At 61.8% G+C, this 23,839-nt stretch carries 28 protein-coding genes; 19 read left to right on the top strand and 9 right to left on the bottom strand.

Going from position 1 to position 23,839, the window contains the following annotated elements; all coding sequences use genetic code 11:
- Positions 1-77: 77 nt before the first annotated feature.
- From PAN08_RS10225 to PAN08_RS10215, 3 genes are read right to left on the bottom strand one after another with little or no spacing between them, the layout of a single operon-like run.
- Positions 78-392 carry a multidrug efflux SMR transporter gene (locus tag PAN08_RS10225; protein WP_269791414.1) on the bottom strand — a complete coding sequence of 105 codons (315 nt, stop codon included), beginning with the start codon at positions 390-392 and terminating at the stop codon, positions 78-80.
- Between the two features lies 1 nt (position 393).
- Positions 394-747 carry an SMR family transporter gene (locus PAN08_RS10220; protein WP_269791413.1) on the bottom strand — a complete coding sequence of 118 codons (354 nt, stop codon included), beginning with the start codon at positions 745-747 and terminating at the stop codon, positions 394-396.
- 45 nt (positions 748-792) lie between these two features.
- On the bottom strand, positions 793-1,371 hold the full coding sequence (locus PAN08_RS10215) for a TetR family transcriptional regulator (RefSeq protein ID WP_269791412.1): 579 nt from the start codon (positions 1,369-1,371) through the stop codon (positions 793-795).
- A 359-nt stretch (positions 1,372-1,730) separates the two neighbouring features.
- Here PAN08_RS10215 and PAN08_RS10210 point away from each other — a divergent pair, with 359 nt between their 5' ends.
- Entirely contained in the window at positions 1,731-2,000 is a 270-nt protein-coding gene (locus PAN08_RS10210; RefSeq protein ID WP_269791411.1) for a DUF2798 domain-containing protein, read from the top strand.
- Between the two features lie 86 nt (positions 2,001-2,086).
- On the opposite strand, the gene PAN08_RS10205 is transcribed toward PAN08_RS10210, so the two are convergent.
- The 3 genes from PAN08_RS10205 to PAN08_RS10195 all read right to left on the bottom strand — a co-directional run bounded on the left by PAN08_RS10205 (position 2,087) and on the right by PAN08_RS10195 (position 5,120).
- Positions 2,087-3,073: a sensor domain-containing protein gene (locus tag PAN08_RS10205; RefSeq protein ID WP_269791410.1), complete on the bottom strand. Its 987-nt coding sequence runs from the start codon at positions 3,071-3,073 to the stop codon at positions 2,087-2,089.
- Positions 3,073-3,435: a PadR family transcriptional regulator gene (locus PAN08_RS10200; RefSeq protein ID WP_269791409.1), complete on the bottom strand. Its 363-nt coding sequence runs from the start codon at positions 3,433-3,435 to the stop codon at positions 3,073-3,075. The genes PAN08_RS10205 and PAN08_RS10200 overlap by 1 nt, the downstream gene beginning before the upstream one ends.
- Before the next feature lie 77 nt (positions 3,436-3,512).
- Positions 3,513-5,120 (bottom strand): hypothetical protein, encoded by a 1,608-nt coding sequence (locus PAN08_RS10195; protein WP_269791408.1) that lies wholly within the window; start codon positions 5,118-5,120, stop codon positions 3,513-3,515.
- Between the two features lie 119 nt (positions 5,121-5,239).
- Between PAN08_RS10195 and PAN08_RS10190 the strand changes: the two genes are divergently transcribed.
- From PAN08_RS10190 to PAN08_RS10180, 3 genes are all read left to right on the top strand, one after another.
- Positions 5,240-6,145, top strand: a complete 906-nt coding sequence (locus PAN08_RS10190; RefSeq protein ID WP_269791407.1) for a peptidylprolyl isomerase — start codon at positions 5,240-5,242, stop codon at positions 6,143-6,145.
- 245 nt (positions 6,146-6,390) lie between these two features.
- On the top strand, positions 6,391-6,792 hold the full coding sequence (locus tag PAN08_RS10185; protein WP_269791406.1) for an OsmC family protein: 402 nt from the start codon (positions 6,391-6,393) through the stop codon (positions 6,790-6,792).
- Positions 6,793-6,796: 4 nt separating this feature from the next.
- A complete protein-coding gene (locus tag PAN08_RS10180; RefSeq protein WP_269791405.1) occupies positions 6,797-7,045 on the top strand; it encodes a hypothetical protein in 249 nt (82 codons plus the stop codon).
- Between the two features lie 60 nt (positions 7,046-7,105).
- On the opposite strand, the gene PAN08_RS10175 is transcribed toward PAN08_RS10180, so the two are convergent.
- Complete coding sequence (locus tag PAN08_RS10175) at positions 7,106-7,918, bottom strand: DUF4349 domain-containing protein (protein WP_269791404.1); 813 nt, start codon at positions 7,916-7,918, stop codon at positions 7,106-7,108.
- A gap of 236 nt (positions 7,919-8,154) precedes the next feature.
- Between PAN08_RS10175 and PAN08_RS10170 the strand changes: the two genes are divergently transcribed.
- From PAN08_RS10170 to PAN08_RS10110, 13 genes are all read left to right on the top strand, one after another.
- On the top strand, positions 8,155-9,957 hold the full coding sequence (locus tag PAN08_RS10170; RefSeq protein WP_269791403.1) for a DUF885 domain-containing protein: 1,803 nt from the start codon (positions 8,155-8,157) through the stop codon (positions 9,955-9,957).
- Positions 9,958-10,320: 363 nt separating this feature from the next.
- Positions 10,321-10,758, top strand: a complete 438-nt coding sequence (locus tag PAN08_RS10165; RefSeq protein ID WP_269791402.1) for a hypothetical protein — start codon at positions 10,321-10,323, stop codon at positions 10,756-10,758.
- A 40-nt stretch (positions 10,759-10,798) separates the two neighbouring features.
- Positions 10,799-11,287, top strand: a complete 489-nt coding sequence (locus PAN08_RS10160) for a hypothetical protein (protein ID WP_269791401.1) — start codon at positions 10,799-10,801, stop codon at positions 11,285-11,287.
- Positions 11,288-11,486: 199 nt separating this feature from the next.
- Positions 11,487-11,741 carry a hypothetical protein gene (locus tag PAN08_RS10155; RefSeq protein ID WP_269791400.1) on the top strand — a complete coding sequence of 85 codons (255 nt, stop codon included), beginning with the start codon at positions 11,487-11,489 and terminating at the stop codon, positions 11,739-11,741.
- 462 nt (positions 11,742-12,203) lie between these two features.
- A complete protein-coding gene (locus PAN08_RS10150; RefSeq protein ID WP_269791399.1) occupies positions 12,204-12,602 on the top strand; it encodes a nuclear transport factor 2 family protein in 399 nt (132 codons plus the stop codon).
- 59 nt (positions 12,603-12,661) lie between these two features.
- Positions 12,662-13,084 (top strand): GNAT family N-acetyltransferase, encoded by a 423-nt coding sequence (locus tag PAN08_RS10145; RefSeq protein ID WP_269791398.1) that lies wholly within the window; start codon positions 12,662-12,664, stop codon positions 13,082-13,084.
- Positions 13,085-13,129: 45 nt separating this feature from the next.
- Complete coding sequence (locus PAN08_RS10140; protein ID WP_269791397.1) at positions 13,130-13,594, top strand: GNAT family N-acetyltransferase; 465 nt, start codon at positions 13,130-13,132, stop codon at positions 13,592-13,594.
- Between the two features lie 107 nt (positions 13,595-13,701).
- Complete coding sequence (locus PAN08_RS10135) at positions 13,702-14,097, top strand: GFA family protein (RefSeq protein ID WP_269791396.1); 396 nt, start codon at positions 13,702-13,704, stop codon at positions 14,095-14,097.
- 105 nt (positions 14,098-14,202) lie between these two features.
- Positions 14,203-16,389, top strand: a complete 2,187-nt coding sequence (locus PAN08_RS10130) for a CocE/NonD family hydrolase (protein ID WP_269791395.1) — start codon at positions 14,203-14,205, stop codon at positions 16,387-16,389.
- Between the two features lie 119 nt (positions 16,390-16,508).
- Positions 16,509-16,820 carry a hypothetical protein gene (locus PAN08_RS10125; RefSeq protein WP_269791394.1) on the top strand — a complete coding sequence of 104 codons (312 nt, stop codon included), beginning with the start codon at positions 16,509-16,511 and terminating at the stop codon, positions 16,818-16,820.
- Positions 16,821-16,907: 87 nt separating this feature from the next.
- On the top strand, positions 16,908-17,246 hold the full coding sequence (locus tag PAN08_RS10120; protein WP_269791393.1) for a tRNA-binding protein: 339 nt from the start codon (positions 16,908-16,910) through the stop codon (positions 17,244-17,246).
- Between the two features lie 96 nt (positions 17,247-17,342).
- Positions 17,343-17,774 (top strand): DUF1801 domain-containing protein, encoded by a 432-nt coding sequence (locus tag PAN08_RS10115; RefSeq protein WP_269791392.1) that lies wholly within the window; start codon positions 17,343-17,345, stop codon positions 17,772-17,774.
- 206 nt (positions 17,775-17,980) lie between these two features.
- Positions 17,981-18,493 carry a DUF1993 domain-containing protein gene (locus PAN08_RS10110; RefSeq protein WP_269791391.1) on the top strand — a complete coding sequence of 171 codons (513 nt, stop codon included), beginning with the start codon at positions 17,981-17,983 and terminating at the stop codon, positions 18,491-18,493.
- A gap of 141 nt (positions 18,494-18,634) precedes the next feature.
- On the opposite strand, the gene PAN08_RS10105 is transcribed toward PAN08_RS10110, so the two are convergent.
- Together PAN08_RS10105 and PAN08_RS10100 are read right to left on the bottom strand one after the other, a co-directional pair.
- Positions 18,635-20,467, bottom strand: coding sequence for an ABC transporter ATP-binding protein (locus tag PAN08_RS10105; protein WP_269791390.1), 1,833 nt, complete (start codon positions 20,465-20,467; stop codon positions 18,635-18,637).
- 142 nt (positions 20,468-20,609) lie between these two features.
- Positions 20,610-22,154, bottom strand: coding sequence for a serine hydrolase (locus tag PAN08_RS10100; RefSeq protein WP_269791895.1), 1,545 nt, complete (start codon positions 22,152-22,154; stop codon positions 20,610-20,612).
- A gap of 144 nt (positions 22,155-22,298) precedes the next feature.
- On the opposite strand from PAN08_RS10100, the gene PAN08_RS10095 reads away from it, so the two are divergent.
- Both PAN08_RS10095 and PAN08_RS10090 read left to right on the top strand, forming a co-directional pair.
- Entirely contained in the window at positions 22,299-22,742 is a 444-nt protein-coding gene (locus PAN08_RS10095; RefSeq protein ID WP_269791389.1) for a VOC family protein, read from the top strand.
- Between the two features lie 228 nt (positions 22,743-22,970).
- A complete protein-coding gene (locus PAN08_RS10090; protein WP_269791388.1) occupies positions 22,971-23,798 on the top strand; it encodes a DUF72 domain-containing protein in 828 nt (275 codons plus the stop codon).
- Positions 23,799-23,839: the final 41 nt, after the last annotated feature.

Below are 23,839 nucleotides of genomic sequence, written 5' to 3'. Positions count from 1 at the left end.
CGGTAAACGGGAGAAGGGATGCGCGATCAAGCATCGCCTCGCAAAAAAAGCCTCGGCAATCACCGGGGCTTTTACATTCACGACACCGCTTTCAATCCCACCACGCCGATGACGATGACGCCAAGGCTGAGCAGCCGCGCGGTGCTGCGTGACTCGCCGAAGAACAGCATGTTCACCAGTACCGCTGCGGCAGTGCCCAGGCCAATCCATACGGCGTAGGCCACGCTGAGCTGGATGTAGCGGAACGACTGGTACAACAACACGAACGATGCGCCAAAACCGCCGAAGAACAACAACGCATTGAGCGCATTCTTGCGCAAGCTGTAGCGCTTAAGGCCAATCACGCCCAGCGTTTCCATCAGTGCGGCGGCCACTACCAAAAACCAACCCATGTCAGCCTCCCTGACCGGCAGCACCGGCGCTGTCTGTCTTGCCGTCGGCGAGCTTCAGCGCGATCACACCCACCACCAATAGCGCCATGAAAGCACCCTTGGCAACGCTAAAGCTGCCATCGAACAGAAAGATATCCATCAAAGCAGCACCCACCGTGCCCACGGCAGCGAACACCGCATACACCGTACCGGTCGGCAGCGTTTCGCAGGCGCGCGCCAACCATTGGAAGTCCACCAAGATCACCGCGATGATCGGTATCCAATGCCACCATGCGGTTGCCACGTTGAAGCCGTACACCCAGACCAGCTCGAACAGGCAGGTCAGGGCCACGTAAAACCAGCCTTTTCCGGCCATGTGATTCTCCTCGTTGTTGTCTGCATCGCGCAGTCACGCGATGAATTAAAGGGCCTGATCGCGGCCCAGGCCAGCACGGATGAAGCGTTCCAGCTCCGCGCGATGCGCACGCGCTTCATCCGGCGCAGTCGCTGCGTACAGGTGCACCTGCTCGGCCGCTGCTTCGATGGCACCGACCAGTACCCTGGCCGCATAACGCGGCTGCACATTGCCAACCACTGCGCCTTCGGCACGGGCCTGTTCCAGTACCTGCTGCAGCCAGTCGTACAGCGGGGCGTAGATGGCTTCCCAGCGCCGCATTTCATCGGTCTGGGTCATACCGCTGTACAGCAGCGCCACCACTTGATGCTGCTCTTCCACCACCGCGAAGATCGCGCCGGCCAATGCGTCCAGTTGCGCAGCCGGCGACAGCCCGTCCAGTTGCGCATGCAGACGCTGCAGCATCCGTGCGACCACGTGCTCGGCAATGCCGCCCATCACCGCCAGCCGTGACGGGAAGTACAGGTAGTAGGTGCCCTGTGCGATGCCCGCACGTTTGACGATGTCCGAGACCGTGGTTTTCTCCACACCCTTTTCGCCGAACACGGCAATGGCGGCCTCGATGATGGTGGTGCGTTTGTCCATGAACTCGGAACTTACTGACTGACTGTCAGTCATTCTAGAAATTGAAACCGCCGAGTCAAGCCGACGCGGTGTTGCGGGTAAGTGGGCATTCAAACTCTGCAGCCATTCACAGGCGCGGTGTGGGCTGCGAAATAGCCCAACCAGTAACTCAAGAGAACGCCGCAACTACAGAATATCTGCCACGCCCTTCTTGCCAGGCGCAGCCGCGACTCCTAACATTCCCGCCGTCATCGCGGGTCTCGCGACGGCCGTAAGCGTTCACGTCAACCAACGCGCCCACCATCTCCGGCACTGCCGGGGCTGTTCGCCCGCTCGCGGGTGAAAGGCGCCTTTGCTTGACCGGATCAAGGAGATCACTCGTGAACGCTTCAAACACATCCACCCATTTTCTTGGCATCCCCAAACTTCCCGTGCGCTACGGCTCGCTGGTCATGCCGCTACTGCTATCGGTATTGATGACCTGCATCGTGTCGCTGATCAGCACGCTCAAGAGCATCGGCATGTCGCCCCAGCTCACGTCGCAGTGGCTGGGCGCCTGGGGGATTTCGTGGCTCATCGCATTCCCGGTGTTGCTGTTGCTCCTGCCAGTGGTTCGCAAGGCAACGTCGGCACTCGTGCGAGCGGCCTGATCCTGCAGCTTCGCGGCTGTTGCCGCACCTGAAAAACAGAACAGGGCGCCATTGGCGCCCTGTTCTGTTTGTTCATTCCAGACCGATTACAGACGTACCAGCAACTGCTTGGCCATCGCGCCGTGCAGTCGGCCAATACCGCGTGCCAGATGCAACGTGGCGAACAGCAACAGCGCACCCAGCGCCGCCGATACCGGCCACAACCAGAAACCTGCGGCAACATTCACACCGTCGATCCAGATGCCCACCGGTTGATCCAGAAACAACCGTGCCAGCGGCGCGAACAGCAGGGCCAACGACAGCGACAGCAGCGTTGTGGCAATGGTGAAGTACAAGGTGCCCAGTGGCAGCATCAGCAGGAAATACAGCATCGTCAGCCAGGTACGCCCGTCGGAGAACATGGCACCGATGCGTGCCAGCCAGCCCTGGCTTTTGTCCGTGTAGGCGGGACGACGTGGCATACGCACGCCGAGCATGGTTTCGATGATGCGGCCTTCCACCAGCGACAACACGCGCACCGAGCCCAGGAACAGCAGCAGGATCGGGATGCCGATGATCAGGATCAGCAACGACACCGACAACGACAAACCGGTCACCACCCAGGTGAAGAAGAAGGTGCCCGTGGCCACCGACAGCAGCATGTAGAACAGCGCGCCGTAGGTGTGTGGATCCAATGCCACGCCGAAGAAACGCGCCGCCAACGAACGCGGTTGTGGCGATGCCGGCGGTGGCGGAATGGCCGTGCCCGCCGAGGTTGCCGCAGCAGCGGCGGCCACCGCTGCCGGCGTCATCCGCATCCCGGGTGCGCGCAATGCACGGTTCACGGTGACTTCGGTCTCGCGGTAGATCTCGGCTACTTCTTCCGGCGCGCCATAACTGCCAGCGACGCCCGCGATCACTTCGGCTTCGCTCTTGCCGGCCTGCTCGGCCAACTCCGAACGCAGGTATTCCTCGGCGTCGTACAGCGCGTCCTGGATCATCGCCGGGTCGGCACCGGCCAGCGCGGCACGTAGCTGCTCGAGATACTCGGGAATCGTGGTCGGCAGCGCTCTTGGGGTGTTTTCGGTGTTCATCAGGTGATTCCCTCCAGTACGGATTCCAGCGAATTCCGGGTGGCTGTCCAGGCGGCGATCCACTGCCGCAGCGCGGCGCGACCGTCGTCATTGATGCGGTAGTAGCGCCGCGGCGGTCCCGCTACCGACGGTTCAACGTGACTTTCCAGCAGACCCGCCCCTTCCAGGTTGCGCAGCACCGGGTACAACGCGCTCTGCTTGCCGCTGAGTACGCCATCGCCAACCCGCTCCAGCTCTTTGGCAATCAGGTAGCCGTACAGCGGCTCCGGCGCCTTGGCCAGCACCGCCAGCAATGCCAGCGACACCGTGCCGGTGCTCAGCTCCTTCTGGAACTTGCGTAGATGGGCTTCCAAGTCGCTCATGACCCTCACTCCTGTGGACTAGCCTGAAGCAAACACTAGTACTCAGTTCGCTATAGCGGATGTGCCAGTAGTCACTCCTACCTAAAGGACGCCTCCAGAACAGCCTGCTCGACCCGAGCCCCCAGGTCGCCGGCCATGACATGAGGGCGCTCCGCCAGCTGTCTCAGCAGCCGCTCCCTTGAAGTCGCATCCAACGGCGAGAATCCCCCGCTGCCATGCAGCCAATCCTCAATCAGCTGCCCATGCCAATCCTGCTGAGCGGAATCCGGAGGCAGGTAGTCCAGCAGCAACTGCAATCGACGCCACAAAGGCACTGTCGCCAGCACTTGCCGCATGCGATTCGCGGGGATATCGCCCAATGGCCCCGACACCCAGAGTGCTTCCAGCTGCGCCGCGGTGATATCCGCCTGCCACTGCTGGCCGGCTCCGTCAAAGAGCCTTCCAATCACGCGGTCGTCCATCACCAGCGTCGCCAACAGCAGCGACCAGGATGCGCCTCCTTCAGCCCGGATCCATCCGCGCACACATTGCCTGGCGAGCTTGGGAGATGAGCCCGCCAGCACCTGTTCAAATCGGAACGCGTCCGTCGCCTCGGCACAATCCGCAAGTGCGGAAACGGCAACGACCAAGTGTCTCGGCGATCTTTCGTCAATCACCTTCCGCCACAACAGCTCCGGCTGTTCGCCGTTCTGCCGCATCAACCAGGCAGCGAGTCCACGCACGCCTGCAGAGCGATCGAACACCGCTGACAGCAGCAACTGCATCAAATCAGGCACCTGCAACTCGCTCAAAGTCCGCAATGCCAAAGAGCGCACCGGTCCGGAATGCGCCCGTTGTGCATGCCGTGCGAGTGCCTGCTTCTCCCCCGCAGTAGCATCCTGCAGCCCGCACTGAAAAGCATGCAACGCAATCGTTGGATGGGCATCCAGGACAGCGTTCCAACGAAGCTCCCGGCTCCAGGACTCATCCAACGCAAATGCGATTGCATGCGCCCAAACACGCGTGCGCGGACAGTTGCTACGAAGCAACGCCTCCAGAAGATTCCGTCGACCGGGTTGCAGCAGCCACTCCAGCGGCCCTTGCTGGATCCACTGCGCATCCACCCGCTCGCCATCCACTAAACGCAATACAAGAGGCCACGCGTCCAACACCGCCTGCTCGTCACAATGCTCAAGCAGATGCATAACCACGTCCTGTGCCGCCAGCCTTACGGGTGCTGCCCAATCATTGGCTCGAATCAACGCCAGTGAAAGCATCAGCCGTCCCGGCCACAACTCCCCTTCCGTCAAAATTGCCTGTCGAAAACGCCCATCTGAGTGGCAGCCCCCGACAAACAGCAGAGCCTGACGCGTGGCATCGTCCAACTCCTCCAACGAAGGCAAGCCATTCGCTTGCTTCGGCCATTGTGCAAATGCCCCTATCGACCAGCTGCGCAAGCGCATATCCAGATCGGGGAGCCGTGCTGCGGGCTGGTCTGAAATCCACCGCGAAGCCGCGATTTCCGGGCCCCTGATATGGAGCAACGCGGCGCCCAACAAATCCTTTGCAACGGTCTCTGCCGAACCGTGTGAAGCCGTAGCCTCAAGACCCCGAGCGTGAGGCGATGCCCCCTCAGACGCCCCCGTGGCCGATGTACCGGCGGAACTGGATACATTGAAAAGTCGGCGGAAGATACGAGAGAACATGGACACTCCTTGACCAAAAGCCGTCTATCCTCGCGTATACCAGATACCCCCGCCAGTGCACTGGCAACGCTGTTCCGAGCCCCTCAGAATCTCCATATCCAACTAACGGAATCTTCCCGATGACGCTTCGCCCTTCGCTGTTGGCCCTGGCCCTGATGCTCTCCCCGCTGCCGTTGCTGGCCGCCGATGCACCCGCCAAGTACCGCAGCGCGCAGGAAATCATCGAGGCCTCGCCGGCCAGCGACTGGCACACCCCGGCGCCGGAGAACACGCTGTACATGAATCTGGAAGGCGGCCGCGTCATCATCGAGCTGGCGCCGGAATTCGCCCCCGAACATGCAGGCAACATCCGCACGATGGCGCGCGAGCACTTCTGGGATGGGCTAAGCATCTATCGCTCACAGGACAACTTCGTCGTGCAGTTCGGCGACGTGGATGCCGACGACAGCGCCAAGGCCAAGTCGATGGGCAGCGCCAAGAAGCATCTGCCGGCCGAGTTCCAGCGCCCGGCCAAGGGCCTGGCGTTTACCGCCCTGCCCGACCGCGATGGCTGGGCCAGCAAGACCGGTTTTGTGGGTGACTTCGCGGTGGGCAGTGATGGCGAACAAACGTGGCTGGCGCACTGTTACGGCGCGCTGGGTGCAGGCCGCAACAACGACGAAGACAGCAGCGTGGGCGCCGAGTTGTATGTCGTCACCGGTCAGTCGCCACGCCAGCTCGACCGCAACATCACCTTGGTCGGCCGCGTGCTCAAGGGCATGGAACTGCTCAGCACGATCAAGCGCGGCCCCGACCCGATGGGCTTCTACGAAAACGCGGCCGAACGCACACCGATCGTCTCCGTCCAATTGGCCAGTGAACTGCCGGCCGACCAACGCGTGCCGCTGCAGGTACTGCGCACGGATTCCAAGACCTTCGCTGACGCAGTGGAAGCCCGTCGCAACCGCGTGGATGGCTTCTACAAGCGCGCCGCCGGGCATATCGACCTGTGCAACATTCCGCTGCCGGTACGTATCGGCAAGTAAGCCCGCAAGCCATATGCGCTGCCCCGTAGCCCGGGTAAGCACAACCGCACCCGGGGCTCTCCGCGAGCATCCACAGAATTCCAGCAAACCATTCACCGGGTGCGCTGCGCTCACACGGGCTACCCGAATCACGGCACTCTGGCCGCATCGTTCACTTCACAGAACGGTGCGACCACCGAATGCAGACTACCGGCGGTCACAGGCAAGCACTAACGTGACTGCACCTGCACAACCGGAGACGCCACATGGCTCACGTCAGCATTCAATCGTCGGGCACCAACTACGCCCATCAGATCAGCAACGGCAAGCACAGCCTGGTGGCCGATGAACCCGCCAGTCTTGGCGGGCAGGATGCGGGGCTGGCGCCGTTCGATCTGTACCTCGCATCATTGGCCGCATGCACCGCGATTACCTTGCGTATGTATGCAGAGAAAAAAGGCTGGGACCTGGGTGAGTTCAGTGCGCAGTTGAGTTCCAGCCGTGATGAAGCCGGTAAGCTGCAGGTGCACCGCATACTCGCCGCGACCGGCCCGTTGTCCGAAGAACAATGGGATCGTCTGCTCGACGTGGTGTCGCGCACACCCGTCACCCTGGTGATGCGCGAAGGCGCCACCATCACCAGCGAACGCGCAACTGAAGGCAGGTAACCGCATGTATACGATCGTCATCATCTGGGACAGCAAGAACGTCGAAGTGACGCAGTGGGAAGAAGCGCCCATGGTCATCACCTGGAAGGACCGCGAGGTGTCCCTACGTGCCGGCCCACGCGAACGCGTGGACCAGAACGGTGTTGCCGGCAAGGTGGCGGTGTATCTGCCCGACGAGTTGACCGAAGAAGAATTTCAGGAGCTATTCGCGCTGCACGAGAAGAACATTCCCGAGCTGCGTCTGCATTCGTAACCGGCTGTTCCTGCAGTGCATGAAGAACAACGGCGCCTTTCGGCGCCGTCATTGTTTGCCTTACGGCTTGGCCGCGCGCTTGGTGCGGCGGCGACGCCACCACGCACGTGCCAGCCACAACACGAAGCCGCCGATGATCGCCACCGGCAGCAAGCCGGCAACGACGCGGATGACATAGGCCAGGCTGGTGCTGAAGATCTCGCCGAAGTCACCCAATGCGCGGCCAATCTCGCTGCGGTTGCGCTGGCTGCTGGTCGATTCCAGGCTGATCGTGACCAACTGCGTGTCTATGCGGCGGTGCTGTTGCGCCGACGCACGATTGGCCTGTTCCAATCCTGCTTCAATTTCCGACAGGCGCTGCGAGATGGTGAGCAGATCCGCAACGACCAGATCACGCCGCTGCTGATACTCGACCAAGCGCTCGTGTTCGTTCTTCAAGCGCGCCTGGGTCAGTTGGGTTTCGGCAACCTGTTGCGCAAGATCTTCCGCCTGCGTGTTGCGCGTGGTCAGCTCGCCCTTGTCGCTGGCCAGCGCGATCAGTGGCTCCACACCCTTGGGCGCGATGCGCACCTGCACCGAGCCACTGGGCGCGTCGCCGGCCTGCTGCGACACATTGAGCACCGCGCAATCGCCGAACTTCGCGCTTTGGCAGGCTTCGGTCACAGCCTTCACCCGGGGCGCGATGTCCTTGCCCGGCAGCCGCAACTGCACGGTGTGCTCGTAGGCCAAGAACGCACCATCGGGTGACTGCAGCGCTTCGGCCGGCGCCGCGCTCGCTTCGGCTGCCATGTCATGTTGGGCGCAACCGGCCAACGCCATTAGCACGCCCAGTCCCGCACTCAATACCCAGCCATTTCCCTGCAAACGCTTCATGCTTCCGTGTTCCCTGAAAAGTTGGTGCCGGCCACCCGGCAGCGCGGGAAGCATAGCGGCAAGCCTGAATACGAACGCTAAGAAAGTGTGGATGCCGTCATCGCCGGGCACTCAACCGTCGCCAAGGACAGGGACGCAAACCGCCCGCTTCGGCAAGGTCCGCCCAACCAAAGGCATGTGCGGCACCGGCCCAGTCCGCCTATGCTCGGGGATTCCCCAAAGTTCCAGGATTACCGATGCGCAAGCACCTGCTCGCCGCCGCCCTGCTTGCCGCTCTGGCCGGCTGCCAGAGTGGCGAAGCCCCCAACGCTCCCACCGCCGCTGCCGAACAAGCCGGCCAAAGCCAGGCCGATGCACAGTTCGCCGAACTGTCGAAGAAGGCACTGGATACGTGGATGCAGTTGTCCCCGGTCGGCGCCACCCAGATCGGTGACCACCGTTACGACAGCGAGCTCGACGACCTGAGCGCCGCCGGCCAGCAGAAGAGCCTGGAGGCCAGCAAGGCCCTGCTCGCCGATCTGGAAAAGATCGACGTCAGCAAGCTCGGCCGCGAAAACCAGGTGGATGCCGCGATCCTGCGCAACCAGCTGCAGTCGGACATCTGGAACAACGAAACCCTGCAGTCGTGGAAGTGGGACCCGCAGACCTACAACGGCCTGGCCGGCAGCGCCATTTACGGCTTGATGGCCCGCGAGTTCGCGCCGCTGCCCGAGCGCCTGAAGTCGGCCACCGCACGCATCGAGAAGATTCCGCAGATCTTCGCCGCCGCCCGTACCAACCTTGATCCGGCCCGCGTGCCGAAGATCCATGCTGAAACCGTGTCCAAGCAGAACCGCGGCATCCTCAGCCTGGTGGAAACCTTCATCGTGCCCAACATCGGCCAGCTCGAAGCCGCCGACCAGGAGCGCCTGAAGACCGCCATCGCCAACCTCACCACCGCCGTCGAAGAGCAGCAGACGTGGCTGGACAAGACCCTGGTGCCGAACGCCAAGGGTGAGTTCCGCATCGGTGCGGAAAAGTACGACCAGAAGCTGAAGTTCTCGCTCAACTCCTCGCTGTCGCGCGCCGAGATCGGCGAGCGTGCCCGTGCCGAGCTGGCACGTGTACGTACCGACATGTACGGCATCGCCCAAGTGGTACTGAAGGACAAGCCGGGCGCACCGGAAATGCCGGCCAACCCGACGGATGACCAACAGCAGACGGCCATCGAGGCGGCGCTGGAACTGGCCTATGCCGAAAAGCCCGCACGCGACAAGGTCGTAGACGATGCCAAGGCGTCGTTGGCGCAATCCACCGAATTCGTGCGCAAGCATGACCTGATGACCCTGCCCGATGCGCCGGTGGACATCATCCTGATGCCGGAATTCCAGCGTGGCGTGGCCGTGGCGTATTGCGATTCGCCCGGCCCGCTCGACAAGAACCTGAAGACCTTCTACGCCGTCTCGCCGATTCCGGACGACTGGAACGACAAGCAGGTGGATTCGTTCCTGCGCGAATACAACAGCCGCATGATCCACCTGCTCTCCATCCACGAGGGCACGCCGGGCCATTACCTGGAAGGCTGGCATTCGGGCAAGTTCCCATCGACGCTGCGCGCCGTGCTGCGTTCGGGCCTGTTTGCCGAAGGCTGGGCGGTGTACACCGAGCGCATGATGCAGGAACAGGGTTATCTGGATAACGACCCGCTGTTCCACCTGGTGCAGCTGAAGTTCTACCTGCGCACCATCGCCAACGCGATCCTCGACCAAGGCGTGCACGTGGACAACTGGAGCCGCGATCAGGCCATGCACCTGATGACCCACGACGCCTTCCAGCAGGAAAGCGAAGCTTCGGGCAAGTGGATCCGCGCCCAGCTCACCTCGGCCCAGCTGCCGACGTACTTCGTTGGCGCTCAGGAACACTTCGATACGCGCAAGGCCGTGGAAGAAAAGCAGGGCGCCAACTTCAACCTGAAGGCGTACCACGACCAAATCCTGTCGTACGGCGCACCGCCAGTGCGTTTCGCACGCCAGCTGATGCTGGACCAGCCGATCGAGTGATGGGCTGGTTGTTGAAATCGGATTGATGCAAAAGCCCGGGATTTCCCGGGCTTTTGTTATCCAGCGGCTTCGTTTGACGCCCCGGTCCCGGCCGCGATTGCGGGCAACGCGGTTCACCCCCAACCCCCTCCCACCGCTCATCGTGTTCTTGTACGCTGGGCGCCGCGCGGCGGGGACAAGCTGGGTTGCCATGCGGGGGGATAGTCATGCCAACGTCTGCAGCGTGACAGGTCGGTCACGACGCTATCGGCACTTGCGAGTGGCAGCGCAGCCGAAGCGCGGTCAAGCAAACCGATGCCCGGATGAAGTATTGAGAAGCCGCGCTTCAAACTGATTCGAACTACCGCACACAAGGAGATGAAGATGCGTTTGTGGATGATTCTTCTGCTGGCTCTGGGCCTGGCAGGCGGCGTCAACTGGTGGAGCAAGCGTGTGCCGTCCGACCACGCAGCAGTTACTGCAGGCAGCGTGGTCAGCAGCGATGGTTTTATCTCGGTGGAAATGCCGGGCAACACGCCGCCCAACACCGTACTTGTCCTGGCGCCGGCCAACTGCCCTTCCGAGCAGGCGCAACGGGCGGAAGCCCTTATCCAGGCATTGCAGGACCAAGGCATCCGGGTGGCACGCGGCAACTCCATTGACTTCAACATAGCCAACCCCAGTGCCGAGCAGCGGGCTGCGGTGGATCGCACCGTCGAGGTATTCAAACAAGGTGCGCCGGCGGTGTTCATCAACGGCATGGGAATGTCCAACCCAAGCCTCGCTCAGGTCGCAGCGGTTTACGAAAAGACGCGGCAGTAGACCATCAAGCAAAGCAATTCGCCCCACCAGGGAAGGAACAATGGAACAGCAGGCAGCGTTGCGCTCGCGCTTCGGCGCGATGGACACCTCCCATCTGATGCAGATGTGGAGTGAACAGGCGCTCGAACCGTGGGCCGAAGCGGTGCTGCGCGAAGAGCTCCAAACGCGCGGTACCGATGAGGCTTCACTCCAACAGGCCAGCAAGCTGAGGGAGGCCTCGCCGCTTCCGCAACCGCTCTCGATCATGGAAACCTTCATGATGTATGGCGCGTTGGGCAGCTTTGGTTGGTTTGTCCTCGCCATGGCGTTGCAGAAGATCCTCACTGCAACGGTCGGCTCTGCGACTGCCTACACGGCGGTACTGGTCACGCTGGTCGCCTATCTCGTGATCCTGATACGTCGGCTGCTGGCGCATGGCAGGCAATCAAACGGCACTGGCACCAGCTTTTTGCTGGCAATCCTCTGGATCAAGGTCAGCGCCCTTAGCCTGCTCGGGCTGACGGGACTTGCGACGATGGTATTCAGGTAAGTCGCACGCGGCCTGTGCAACAAGCATCACCTATCCGGCCGGGCAACATCCGGCCAATGCTGTGGCATCATCAGCCGGCATTGCGCAGTACGCACCGAGCGGCTTCGGCACAGGATCGGGTTACCGCCAGACGTCGCCCGCACTTTCCTCCAAGCCGATGGCGTTCGCGCGACCGGCTTAGTCCGGACGTCTGGTACGCATGGAATGGATCGATGATCTGGAGAAAGAAGCCTGGAACGATGTGATCGAGGAGCTCGTCTGGCACCTCAGAAACGGGCGCATGCCGACCCTGATCACCCTCAAATCGGCGTCTGACCACAGCGTGGAATTCCGCTTCAAGGAGCTGCCCGTCGTGATCCTGCCGATCATCCATCACGGCCACTGGGATCAGGCGGTGACCATCATCGACCGCTTCCCCCAGCTCAACGCTACCCGCATCCACAGCGGCGTCTAGCAGCGGGGCCATTCAACGTTCCGCTTTCCCTGTCGCCGCGTGCCGCAGGCTTCCGGAACATCCCGTCTATTTCAAAGATCTGCTTGAGGGGCGCGCAATCGTCTCCTGGAAAGCTTGGTTCAAACTCAACGAACCGGCGCTGCGGCAGCAACGTGCACGCGCTGATTTCCTGCGCCTCACATTCAACACACTGGATGAGGCCGAAAAGCTCCTGCAACAGGCAGGAATCGCATTCCAGGTATCACCGCTGGCATGGCGGGAAAGGCATTACGCCCTTCTGGACGAAAGCGTGCTCGACGACAATGGCCGGCCCACGGACGCATTCCGAAAACAGCGAGGATTCCATCGCAACGCCAGTACCCATTCACTGGCCGTGGCATCATCAGGCCGCCCCGTGGAATGCGCCGCTCAGCGCCTCTCAAAGAGGCGACATGAACCCTCTTCAGCCAGCGAATTATTCGAATGACGACGGATCACAATCACTCTCTCCAACTCGCACATGCCGTACTCGACTGGAACAGGAAACACCTCAACAGGGATGCCTCGCTGACTGAAGCGTTGATCGGCCAGTGCTTCGCCGAGCATTTCATTGTCGAACCCAACGGCCGCCGGTACGAAGCCACACACGCGAACTATCTGGAATTCCTCAATGACATGAAGGCCGACATGGTGGGCATCGACTACGAGATCGATCACACACTGGTTGATGGCGCGTCCGTGGTGTTCTCGATGCGCGCGCGGATTGCCTACGGCGATGGGCGCACCGAACGGTTTCGCGCGATGTTGCTCATGCAGTTTAACGACGCGGGCAAAGTAACGCTGTGGCATGAAGTGTATGTGCCACTAACGATGCCAGCCTGAACCACCACGCTGCTGACCAGACACCCATCGCGTAACTCGGCCCGCTCCTACGAATTTCAATGACTGAATCCATCTACCGCTTTACCCACGACATTCCCTCCATCGAAACCTACCGGCACCTGCGCCAATCCGCCGGGCTCAGCGCGAAGACACTGGAAGCCGCAGCTCGTGGGTTGCCCAACTCACTGTTTGCAGTGCAGGTACTGTGCGCGGGCGAAACAGTGGCGATGGGCCGGGTAATCGGTGACGGCGGCACCTTTTATCAAGTAGTGGATATCGCCGTGTTGCCCGCGCATCAAGGGCGAGGTCTGGGCAAGAGGGTCATGCACGAGATCAGCGCTTACATCGAACGGGAAGTGCCGCCATCGGCATATGTCAGTCTGCTGGCCGATGGCGAAGCGTACCGGCTCTATCAGCAGTTTGGTTTCTCACTCACCGCACCGGCCAGCGTCGGCATGGCCTTCAAGAAGCCCGCGGCATAGGGCATCCTGATTTACTGAAACCCACCGCACCATACGAGCACATGCATGCATATCCGGCCTCTCACCCACGACGACCTCGACACCGCCAGCAGCCTTTGCATGGCCGCGTTCATGGCGTCGGTGGCGCCTACGTTGGGTGATGAAGGCATTGCGACTTTCCAGAAGATTGCTGCGGCGGATGCATTCGCCATGCGCAAAGACCAGGACAACGTAATGCTGCTCGCCGAGGTCGCAAACCAGGTGATCGGGCTGATTGAACTCAAACAGGGTCGGCACATTGCCATGTTGTTCATTGCCCCGGGCCAGCAGCGCAGCGGCGTCGGCCGTCGGCTGGTGGCCGAGGCACTGAACCATGCGCGTGGCGATCAGGTGACCGTGAGCGCCTCTCTCCCCTCGGTCCCCGCCTACCTGAGCTATGGCTTCCATTGCAGCGGGGATGTGGCCGAATCGGCAGGCCTGGTTTACCAGCCAATGGAGCGGCGGCTACTCCCCCAGCCTGAGCGCGGCTGACCCATCGCGGATGACGCGGTATCGTTGCTCCGGCCGGCGCCACCGCCAGCTCTCACCTGCCAGCAAACCGCCAACGCTGGCCCCGTCTGCATCACTGGAGAATCTCCGTGCAAACGCGTAACGGTTCATGCCACTGCGGCAACATCACCTTCCAGTTCGATACGCCGGTCACCGGCATCCTGGAATGCAACTGCTCCATCTGTCACCGCAAAGGCGCGCTCTGGCACGCGGTGGGGAATGAACAGTTCCGCGTCATTTCCGGTGATGAAAGCCTGGCCACCTACAAGTTCGGCACTCGCACGGCCAAGCATTTCTTCTGCAGCCAATGCGGTACCAGCACCTTCAGTAATCCGCGCATCGCACCGCACATGTGGGTGGTCAATCTGCGCTGCGTGGATGACATTGATCTGGCCGCACTACCGCGTCAGCAGTTCGATGGCCGCAACTGGGAAGATGCTGCAAGCCAACTAATGGCACACCGACAAACGCAACGCGCGACCTGATACCCATCGCGTCACGCCGGCATGGCATTCAAACAAAACAACCGCGACCGACTACCAATGCGATATTGCCTGGCATTGCTCCTGTTGCTCCTGTGTGTGCCATTCATGGCGCGCGCGACGGATATTCCATTGCACGCGCCGCTGCAGGCCAACAATGTCGACCGTGTCGTGCCAACACTGGCGCGCCAGGTCATGGCCGACTTCCATGACGAAGACAAGCAACGCCACTTCGGCACGCTGTTCCGGCTACAGATGGCCACTGGTGACTATGCGCAGGCGGTCCAGAGCATCCACGCCCTCCGCGCCCTGCGTGCAGACGATGCCACGCAGCCGCCAGTGTTCTTCCAATATGAAACCTACGCATTGGCAAAAATCCGCGAGGCGTCAACCCATACGACGTTCGCACACACATGGCGTACCACCTTCGCCGAGCGCTTTGCAGCACTGGACGACCGCACAGCGCAGCAGGCCGAGTTCGCATTTGGTGGTTACCTGCCCCGTATGCGCGACGACCTCGACAAAGCCTTGGCAAATATTGCGGGCAAACAACGGTTGACGCAGGCCGAGGCTATCGACGTCATCCGTGCGTGGCAGGTGCATGCTGCCTACCGCGCGTTCCAGCCGTTGTTCGCCGATGCGTTGGCGCAGGACGATGCGCGCCGCTATGCCATCGACCGCTCAGCGCTGGTGCGCACGCCAGACAACGCCAACCTCGCCGTCCTCACCGTGCGCCCACGTGTCGCGACGCCGTTGCCCACCTTGCTTACTTTCACCATTTACGCCAACGACGACTGGGCGTGGGCCGATGCAAAGAAGATGGCCGCCTATGGCTACGTTGGCGTAGTGGCCTACAGCCGCGGCAAGGGCCGCAGCACGGATGCCATTGCCCCCTACACACATGATGGCGCCGATGCGGCCGCCGTTATCGACTGGGTCGCCCAGCAGTCATGGAGCGACGGCCGGGTGGGCATGTACGGCGGAAGCTACAGCGGTTTCACCCAATGGGCAGCGCTGAAGCAGCGGCCCAAGGCACTGAAAGCCATTGCCACCTCGGCAACCGTCGCACCCGGCATCGACGTACCAATGGAAGGCGGCGTCTTCCTCAATTTCATATATGCGTGGCCGGCCTACACCGCCAGCAACCGCACGTTGAACGACGCAACCTATGGCGACACTGCGCGCTGGGCGGGGCTTGACCGCAACCTCTACAGTAGCGGCCGCGCCTATCGCGAGTTACCGGCCATCGATGGCAGCCCCAACCCATTGTTCTCCGAATGGCTGCGTCATCCGGCCTATGACGACTACTGGCAACGGCTAATTCCACAGAACGAAGCGTTCGCGGATATCGACATCCCGGTGCTGGCGACCACCGGTTACTTCGACGGCGCGCAGATTGGCGTGCTGCACTACTTCCGCGAGCATCTGAAGCACCACCCGGATGCCGACCACACGTTGCTCATCGGCCCTTACCAGCACCTCTCGATGCAGACCGGCGTACCACCAACGGTGCAGGGTTACACGCCCGATGCTGTGGCCCGCATTGATCTGCAAGCACTGCGGCTGGCATGGTTTGACCATGTATTCAAAGGCGCGCCGAAACCCGCCCTGCTCGCCGACCGTGTCAACTGGCAGGTGATGGGTGCCAACACCTGGCGCCATGCACATACGCTGGATGCCATGCCTACACAGGCGCTGAAGCTGCACCTCGTAGCGGGAACTGACGATGGTCCGCCCCAGTTGGCAGCGCAGTCCCAACCACACGCGGTGGTGACGCAACGCATCGACTTCACCGACCGCAGCGATGCCGCAAAACCCCTGCCGGAAGATTCGGTGCACATGCAATTGGACCCGCGCGCAGGCTTGGTGTTTACCAGTGCACCCATGACGCAGGACACGGAGCTGGCGGGCGCATTTCAGGGCGTGTTGGATTTCAGCATCAACAAGCATGATGCGGATATCGCCATCGGCATCTATGAGCTCAACGCCCAAGGCGAATATCTCGATCTCGGCTGGTGGCTACAGCGGGCCAGCTACAATGCCGACCGTCGCCACCGGCAGTTGCTGAATCCCAACGTTCCGCAACAATTGGAAGTGAAAGACACCCGGCTGCTTGGCCGGAAGCTCGTTGCGGGAAGCCGCTTGGTAGTGTCGCTGGGCGTGGTCAAACAAGCAGACCTGCAACTCAATCTTGGCAGTGGCAAAGAGCCGGCCGATGAAAGCATTGCCGACGCCGGCGAGCCAATGCAGATCCACTGGTACGGCACCAGCTATCTCGAATTTGGCGTGCACTGATGCGCGCAGCAAACAATTTCATACTCCCCCGCTTGCACGGCAAAACAATGCGAAAGCAATATCACTTCAGACAATCCGCAGACGGGCTGCTCGCTTGGGATGTTCATCGCCTGATCGACTTGGCAACCAACCTCCCCATCGAGCAGATTCCCGTGAGTGCCATCGCCGAACTGGACGAACCGTATTGGTACGACAACGAAGGCGACACACCCAGCGGGCGCTCCATTGCGATGCATATACAGTTGGTGAATGCTGCCGATCTGGCCTACCCGATCATTCTGTGTCCACAAGGTCGGCTGATGGACGGCATGCATCGCGCCGTCAAAGCCTTGGTGCTGGGCCTTGACCGCATTCAGGTCTATCGACTGCCGGAGCTTCCCGCGCCTGACTTCGTTGGCGTCGATCCAGACGACCTTCCCTACGACGATTAACACCGCACTCCAGCGGCCAAACCATCAAACCCGGCCCGCACGATGCGGCAGCCGTACTCAACGACACCTTCAAGCGACCGATCCTTCATGCAAACCATCGATTGGAATGACTTCACCAAAGTAGAACTACGCGTCGGCCGTATTACCGCTGCCGAGCCCTTTACCGAAGCCCGGAAGCCGGCCTATATCCTGCAGGTGGATTTTGGCCCGGAGATCGGCACGCGCAAATCCAGCGCACAGATCACCGCGCTTTATACGCCGGAACAATTACTGGGCCGGCTGGTGGTAGCGGTGGTGAATTTCCCGCCCAAGCAGATCGGCCCAATCATGTCCGAATGCTTGGTCACCGGCTTCCACAACACTGAAGGCCACGTCACCTTGTGCGTGCCTGAACACGACGTGCCGCTGGGTACGCGGTTGCTGTAATCGCATTCTCTTGGCGTGACGCATTCAACATTACCCAACGCAGCCTAGCGGTATAAAAGCCGCACCCCGTCCTTCACAACACGCACCGGAGCCGCCATGTCCAAGTCTGATGGGTTCACCGCCGAAGAACGCGCTGCCATGAAAGAGCGTGCCAAAGAACTGAAAGCCGAAGCCAAGGCCGGCAAGCTGAAGGTGGAAGGCGAAGCCGATATCATGGACAAGATCGGGCAGATGCCGGCCGCTGAAGGCAAGATGGCCCGCCGCCTGCACGAGATCATCACCGCCACGGCTCCCGCACTTTCGCCCAAGACCTGGTACGGCATGCCTGCGTACGCAAATGCGGACGGCAAGGTGGTGGTGTTTTTCCAGGGCGCGAGCAAGTTCGGCTCGCGTTACTCCACGCTGGGCTTCAACGACACCGCCATGCTGGATGATGGGCAGATGTGGCCAACCGTATTCGCACTGATCACGCTGACGGCGGACGTTGAGAAGAAGGTCACGGCGCTGGTCAAGAAAGCCGTGCGCTGAAACCGCTCTCCGCTGCGCCAGGCGGAAACGCACTGTGCGCAGCCTTGACCGTTGCCAGCATGGGTACCGCGTGCACTGTCGCCGTGGCGGAATGCCGCATATGAACCCTACCCGCGACGCATCGCCGGTAGACGGCCTATGCTATCGGGGTTTCAGCATATGCGTGGCAGCTGCCACGCCGGTCACCCCTTCTACGGAATTCCATCATGTCCCTTTCCATGTACAGCGCCTCGGTTCCCGTTCTCAAGCAGATGCTCTCGGCCTTGTCCGACGTGCTGAACAAAGCCGAAGCACATGCCACCGACAAGAAGATCGACCCGACAGTGCTGCTCGGGTTGCGCCTGTTCCCGGATATGTTCCCGCTGGTGCGTCAGGTGCAGATCGCAGCTGATTTCGCCAAGGGCATCAGCTCACGCCTGACCAATACCGACGTGCCGTCGTGGCCGGACAATGCCGACGCCAGCTTCGCCGAACTGCAGGAACTCATCGCCAAGGCGCTGGCACATGTGAGTGCCTTCGCACCGGAGCAGTTCGACGGCAGCGAATCACGCGAGATCGTGCTGCGCGCGGGCACACCGAAAGAAAAGAAGCTGCAGGGCAACGTTTACCTGCTGCAGTACGGCTTGCCGCAGTTCTTTTTCCACGTGACCACCGTCTACGCCATCCTGCGCAACAACGGTGTTGATATCGGCAAGCGCGATTACATGGGCAGCTACTGAGTCTTTCGGTAGAACAGGACGCCGTTGAACGGCGTCCGCCAGCGTTGCCATTGGGTGATGGTTGTCCGGGCCCAAAACGTACTGGCACCAGAGCAGGCCGATGCGGTACTTCCGCATCGGCCCCGTCTCAATCCGACTGCCTCAGCTCTCGACCGCCACAAACCCGCCGGTCTGCCGCGCCCAAAGACGTGCATACAGTCCACCGGCGGCGATCAACTCGGCGTGCGTGCCGGTTTCAACGATCCTGCCCTGGTCCATCACCACCAGCCGGTCCATGCGCGCGATGGTGGACAGGCGATGCGCAATCGCGATCACCGTCTTGTTGCCCATCAGCTCATCCAGGCTGTCCTGGATGGCGGCCTCCACTTCTGAATCCAGCGCGGAAGTCGCCTCGTCCAAAATCAGGATGGGCGCGTCTTTGAGCAACACGCGGGCGATGGCGATGCGCTGACGCTGGCCGCCGGAGAGTTTTACGCCACGTTCGCCGACATGCGCGTCGTAGCCTTGCCTGCCCTGCCCGTCCACCAGCGCGTCAATGAAGCCATCCGCACGGGCTTTGGCCACCGCAGCCCGTAGCTGCTCCTCCGTCGCCTCCGGGCGCCCGTACAGCAGGTTGTCGCGGATGGAGCGGTGCAGCAGCGAGGTGTCCTGCGTCACCACGCCAATCTGTGCCCGCAGGCTTTCCTGGGTGACGCGGGCAATGTCCTGACCATCGATCAGAATCTGCCCGCTTTCCAGGTCGTACAGCCGCAGTAGCACATTCACCAAGGTGGATTTACCGGCACCCGACGGCCCGACCAAACCAATCTTCTCGCCCGGCTTCACCGCCAGGTTCAGACCCGCCATCACGCCGCCGCGCTTGCCGTAGTGGAAGTGCACGTTCTGGAAATCCACGGCGCCGGCCGTCACTTTCAACGGTGCGGCGTCGGTGCTGTCCTGCACGGTCAGCGGCTGGGCAATGGTCTCCATGCCGTCCTGCACGGTGCCGATGTCCTCGAAGATGCCGTTCACCGTCCACATGATCCAGCCAGACATGTTGTGGATGCGGATCACCAGGCCGGTGGCCAGCGTGATGGCACCCACGCTGATCAAACTGTCATTCCACAGCCACACGGCCAGCCCACATGTCCCCACGATCAGGAAGCCGTTGAGCACGGCAATCACCATTTCCAGCCCGGTGGTGATGCGGGTTTGGCCGCGATGCTTCTCGGCCAGCTCCTGGATGGAATCGGCAACATAGCGCTGCTCATGGCCGCTGTGTGCGAAGAGTTTGAGCGTGGCGATGTTGGTATAGCCGTCCACGATGCGCCCCATCGCCTTGGAACGTGCTTCCGAGGCAATCCATGCACGTTCTTTCATACGCGGCACGAAGTACACACCAATTCCCACGTAGGCCACCATCCACACCGCCAGCGGCAGCATCAGGCGCCAGTCCACCTGCGCGAACAGGTAGAGCGCGGTGCCGGTGTAGACCACGATGTACCAGAGTGAATCCACCATCTGCACAGCCGATTCACGCAGCGACGTGCCGGTCTGCATCACCCGGTTGGCGATGCTGCCGGCAAAATCGTTGTGGAAAAAGGTCAGGCTCTGCCGCACCACATAGTTGTGCATCTGCCAGCGCGAGCGGTTGCTCAGGCCGGGCACGATGGCCTGGTTGACCAGCAGGTTGTGCAACGCCACCAACACCGGCCGCGCCAACAACGTGATACCGGCCATCCACAGCAATTCACGGGCATTGCGCTGGAAGAAATCGCGGCCGGGATTGGCAGACAGCATATCGACGATGCGGCCCAGGAAGTCGAACATTGCCACTTCCACCAACGCCAGCAACAGGCCAGCGACCAGTGTGGCCAGCAGCACCGGCCATACCGGCGTGAGGTAATGCAGGTAAAACCGCACCACACCGCGCGGTGGCTGGCGTGGATCGAGCGGCGGGAACACGGGAATCAACGATTCAAACCAACGCAACATCGTCACGGCCTGAAAAAAACAGAACAGGCCGCGATTGTCCCATCGCGGCCTGTGTTGTGTCTGTCTACGCCGGGTTGTGCTGTTCTGCTGGCGATCATTCCTGGTGCGCTGTGCTTACCCGGGCGACGTCACCAAGGACAAATCACTCTGCCCTGGGCTTCAACAGCAGGTCTTGGAAGTCGAAGCTGAAATCGGTCAGCGACGACACCGCCTGCATCCGCACGTCGCGCACCTTGCCATCCGGGTCCAGGCTGAAGTTGACGAAGGCGTCGGCATTGAGCGAGCGGTTATCCCAGCGCACGATGAAGGTGTCGTGCTGCCAGTGCTCCAGAGTGCCGACCAGATCTGCCGTGGCGCCGAAACGCAGACGCAGCGCGTTGCCCTTCTGCTCCACGAACACATCGCCGTACCACGCATCACGGTACGCGCCGGCATAGCCGGACAGCGGCAGCGACGGTTTGGACTTGGCATTACGCGCGGCCTCATGCTTGGCCCAGCCTTCGTCAGCATTACCCTGCGCCTTGGCAACGCTGGCCGCATAGGCGGCTACCCAATCATTGCCCTGCGCACCGAGCATGGCGTCGAGCACGCTCATGGTGATGGCGTTGAACGCAGCGCCGGATTCCTGATTGGTCAGCACCACCACACCCAGGTTCTGCCCCGGCACCAGCGTCAGGCGCGACACCTGGCCCGGCCAGCCGCCGGTGTGCCAAACCAGCTTCTGCCCACGGTAATCGCTCAGGCTCCAACCTTCGGCATAACCGGCGAAGTTCGGGCGCGCCGCTTCCAGTTCCGGCACCGACGGCTTGGGCACCACCTGCGGAATCTGCATCTGCCACATCTGCTGCTGGGTTTTTTCGGTGAACAGCGGCGTGCCATCGGCGAGCTTGCCCTCGGCCAGCTGCACGTTCATCCATTTGGCCAGGTCATGCACGCTGGAATAAATGCCACCGGCACCGGCATTGTTGGACCAGGTCAGTGGCGGCACCGGGCGCAGATCGGTGAAGTCGAACTTGGCGTGGCCAATGGCAGCCTTGTCACCGGGCTTCAAATGATCGGCGTTGTAGCGCGTATCGGCCATGCCGACCTTGTCGAAAATGCGTTGCTGCAGGAAGTCGGCAAACGACTGCCCGGACACCTTCTCGATCACCTGCTGGGCCACTGCATAGAGAATGTTGTCGTAGGCGTAGCGGTCGCGGAACCCATTCTTCAGCGGCACCTGCGCCAAACGCGCCACGACATCGGCATTGCTGTAGGTGGTGGTCGGCCAGAACAGCAGGTCGCCAGCACCCAGGCTGAGGCCGCTACGGTGTGATAGTAGGTCGCGTATACGCATATCACCGGTGACATACGGGTCGGACATGCGGAACGACGGCAGGTGGTCGATCACCCGGTCATCCATCTTCAGCTTGCCGTCTTCGGCCAGCAGATTCAGCGATGTGGCAGTGAACGCCTTGGTGTTGGAAGCGATGGCAAACAGCGTATCGGCTTGCACCGGTTCGGGCTTGCCCAATTCACGAATGCCCCAGCCGCGCTCCAGCACCACTTTGCCGTCCTTGACCACAGCAATTGCCACGCCCGGTACATCGAACTGCTGACGTACCCGTTCAACCGTGGCATCCAACTGCTGCAATTCCGTAGGCACTGCAGCCTCCTGCGCATTGGCCATTGGTGCCACTACGCCCATCGCGAGCACCAGCCCGCCCCCAAACCATTTGTTCAATGCACTCTCCCATTGGATCGATGCCCGCCCATGCCCGGGCCAGCCTTCTCGCGATGGTAACGCGGCCACGTACACCCTCGCCTCCTGCGCACTTGCCGGAGCACCACCATGGACCTCGCCGCACGCACGACCGCCACCATCATTCCCTGCCTGCGCTATCGCGACGCCCCGGCCGCCATTGACTGGCTGTGCAAGGCGTTCGGCTTTCAGCGGCACGCGGTGTACCAGCAAGGCGATGTCGTCCAGCATGCACAGCTGGTGTTCGGCAGCGGCATGGTGATGCTCAGCTCAGTGACGCCCGGCGAATGGGGCAACAACATGATCCAACCTGACGAAGTGGGTGGGCAGGAAACACAGAGCGCCTGCGTGATCGTCAGCGATGCCGATGCCCATTACGCACAGGCCAAGGCTGCCGGCGCGGAGATCATCATGGACATCGCCGACCAGCACTATGGCGGCCGTGGCTATGCCTGCCGAGATGTCGAAGGGCACCTGTGGTGGTTTGGCACCTACGACCCGTGGAAAGAGCCGGCTTCAGCAGAAACGGCGTAAGCGGCGCGGCCGTCAATGCGACGGGCCGCGTCATGGCCGAAATTTCAGTCTGGGCAACCTGAGCCCCGATGCGCGCCACATGCGCGGGCGCTATTCAATCCGCTGCGCCAGCAAAGTGCGTGCGGTACGACCGCGATTTTCGCAACGACCGCTGCTCCCAGCGAAGCTCGACACAGGTACATTGCCGACATCGCGGCCAAGGCCGCTCCTACACCTGCAGGCCCTGCCTTGAACGATCTGTTCGCCCCCGTCCCCACCATGCCCGGCATCCACGTCGGCATCGGCGGCTGGGTCTACGCGCCGTGGCGCGGCGGCATGTTTTATCCCACCGGCTTGGTGCAACGCCGCGAGCTTGAATTCGCCAGCCGCCAGTTGACCAGCATCGAGATCAACGGCACCTACTACGGCGCACAGAAGCCAGCGGTGTACGCCGGCTGGCGCGATGCAACGCCGGAGGGCTTTGTGTTCTCGGCCAAGGCGCCCAAGCGCATCGTCACTGCGCGCAGGCTCGCCGGCACTGGCGCGCAGATCGACGACTTCATCGACGGCATCAGCCATCTGGGCGACCGACTCGGGCCACTGGTGTGGCAGTTCGAGGCCGGACGTACCCTGGACCGCGACGATGTCGCCGCGTTCCTGGCGCTGCTGCCTGCGCGGGTAAACGGCCGTCGCCAACGGCATGCGCTGGAAATCCGTGACCCGGCCTTCCTCGACGCCCAGACCGTCGCACTCGCACGCCAGCACAACGTGGCCCTGGTCTACACCGATTCGCCGGACCATCCCAATGCTGCCGACCTGTGCAGCGACTTCGTCTACGCACGGCTGATGCGCAGCCGCGACGAATACCACACCGGCTATCCGCTGCCCGAACTGGCGCAATGGAATCAACGCGCACACGCGTGGCGTAACGGGCAGGATCCGCAGGATCTGCCGCATGTCGCCCCAATTGCGGCCGCTGAAACACCACGCGAAGTATTCATTTACTTCATCAGCGCCGCCAAGCACCGCAACCCCGCTGCAGCGGGGGAACTGCGGCGTCTTTGGGAGCAAACCTGAAGCGATTTGCGCGGCGATAAACAGGCACTTCGGCGACAATT

The sequence above is a fragment of the Stenotrophomonas sp. Iso1 genome, from assembly GCF_027497995.1.
In the GTDB taxonomy this organism is placed as follows: domain Bacteria; phylum Pseudomonadota; class Gammaproteobacteria; order Xanthomonadales; family Xanthomonadaceae; genus Stenotrophomonas.
The sequence above is the reverse complement of the archived record's forward strand: the minus strand, read 5'-3'. Positions and strand labels throughout refer to the sequence as shown.